The sequence below is a fragment of the Zhongshania sp. genome (genome assembly GCF_041584495.1).
Lineage (GTDB): Bacteria > Pseudomonadota > Gammaproteobacteria > Pseudomonadales > Spongiibacteraceae > Spongiibacter.
Genome location: NZ_JBFHDY010000275.1, coordinates 1 through 1,600, shown reverse-complemented (window position 1 = coordinate 1,600; position 1,600 = coordinate 1). Strand labels below are relative to the sequence as shown.

1 protein-coding gene and 1 pseudogene are annotated in these 1,600 nt (G+C 50.9%); one reads left to right on the top strand and one right to left on the bottom strand.

What is annotated here, in order from left to right; all coding sequences use genetic code 11:
- Positions 1-286: pseudogene (locus ABYP33_RS19065) on the top strand (hypothetical protein); the annotation flags it as partial.
- 358 nt (positions 287-644) lie between these two features.
- Here the strand turns inward: ABYP33_RS19065 and ABYP33_RS19060 are convergent.
- Positions 645-1,163, bottom strand: coding sequence for a porin family protein (locus ABYP33_RS19060; protein WP_373092923.1), 519 nt, complete (start codon positions 1,161-1,163; stop codon positions 645-647).
- Between the last annotated feature and the right edge of the window lie 437 nt (positions 1,164-1,600).

The following is a 1,600-nucleotide window of genomic DNA, read 5'->3' as shown; positions in this document are numbered from 1 at the left end:
CTATGCCGGTCACTACTGTGACATTCCCACCCGGGTAGACCCGGATATTGCGGCCTGCAGTATGATTCTGTCCGGCCTGCGGATTTTTGATATCCGTGACCCGGAAAATCCGCGTGAAGTGGCCTACTTTAACGCACCGGTCCTGCCGCGCATTATTACCCAGCCAGCGCCGGCAAGTAATTGGGCCATGTCCAAACCGGCCTTTGCCCCCGAGCGCAAGGAAATCTGGTACACCGATGGCTACAGTGGCTTTTACGTGGTGCGCGTAACCAACGACGTTTGGTAGTGCGATACGGGCTTTTGGGGATTGGTGGTGTGCTGTGTATTATTGCCACCAAAGACGCCGGTAAATTCCTATGACCCGCTGATTTAAGCGTCCATTTACAGTCAATTGACGCGGCCTGACAAGTATCGCTTTCCGTTAGAAAAAATCGGTGTAGTAAGCCCCACTTGAAATAGCGATATGCCACTTTGGCGCTCTCCAGTCCGAAGGTTTAACGTACTGCGAGTATGTTAGCCTGAGATAAGCTGGTGAGAGGGTTTTACAGATGTTGCTAATATCAGCTCGGCAAAGTTTTCACTTGCCGAGCGAGCTCCCGCAGCTCATAGCATCCCCGGGGAGCTCGCCAACCTTATCGCCCTGATTAGAACAAAAAGGCGACACCAAGGTTAAAGCCATTGATCTCTACATCAACACCGTCGTCGGAGTCATCATAGAGGCTGACATACTCTGCAAAAAAACTGACTTCTGAATTTGCATCCGCAGAAAATCCGAAACCGTAACTGATGTCGCTGTCGTCATCATCACCGAAGCTGGTATCAACGGTGGTTTTGGCAACGCCAAGCAGGGCATAGAGAGACAGCGTATCCGACAGCGGCAGCGTCGGTTTTAAATACAGGGCAAAATAGTCACTGACTTCAACGTCCAGCCCAAAGGAGCTGTCTTCGTCCGCGCCCAACCCGACACGGAACTCGGCACCAAGGTTTTCATTAAACTGGTGTCCAATGGCGAACTGTATAGTGGGTGTATCAAAATCGACGGAGATACCGCCGGATTCAAGCTCGGTTTCGAAAAACGCATAGGAAAGACCAAGGTACGACTCTGCTACCGCCGCTTGCGCCATAAAAACCCCAAACCCCGCCGCCAAAATAGCTTTTTTCATATTTTTCCCTCAATTTTTTATGATGCATACGCCCTGTTATAGGGCGCTCGCAACATCATGCCATAGCTTTTTGCGTTGTCTACAGTTTTCCATTGCACTAGCCGCTTGGGCTTATTGCCAATTCAGAAACGGTACAAGGGCAAGCCAACCAGTTCCGGTTTAGTACTCCATCCCAAGATCAATTGCCTCACCATTTCGCTCGAAGCCTCCACCTCCTCCACGATATAGTTACCCACCACCGCCTCTTTTGAAAGGAAGGCCGAATGGAACTGGTGATGATTTTCGATATGCGTGCCCCGGATTTTGGTGCAGCGCGAGAGCAGCTTTTTTCAGCAGCCGTCGATATGGCTGAATGGGCCGACAGTGTTGGGTTTGACGTGATTGGTCTGGGGGAACATCACAGCGCAGACGATGGCTATAATCCTTCGCCCCTGATT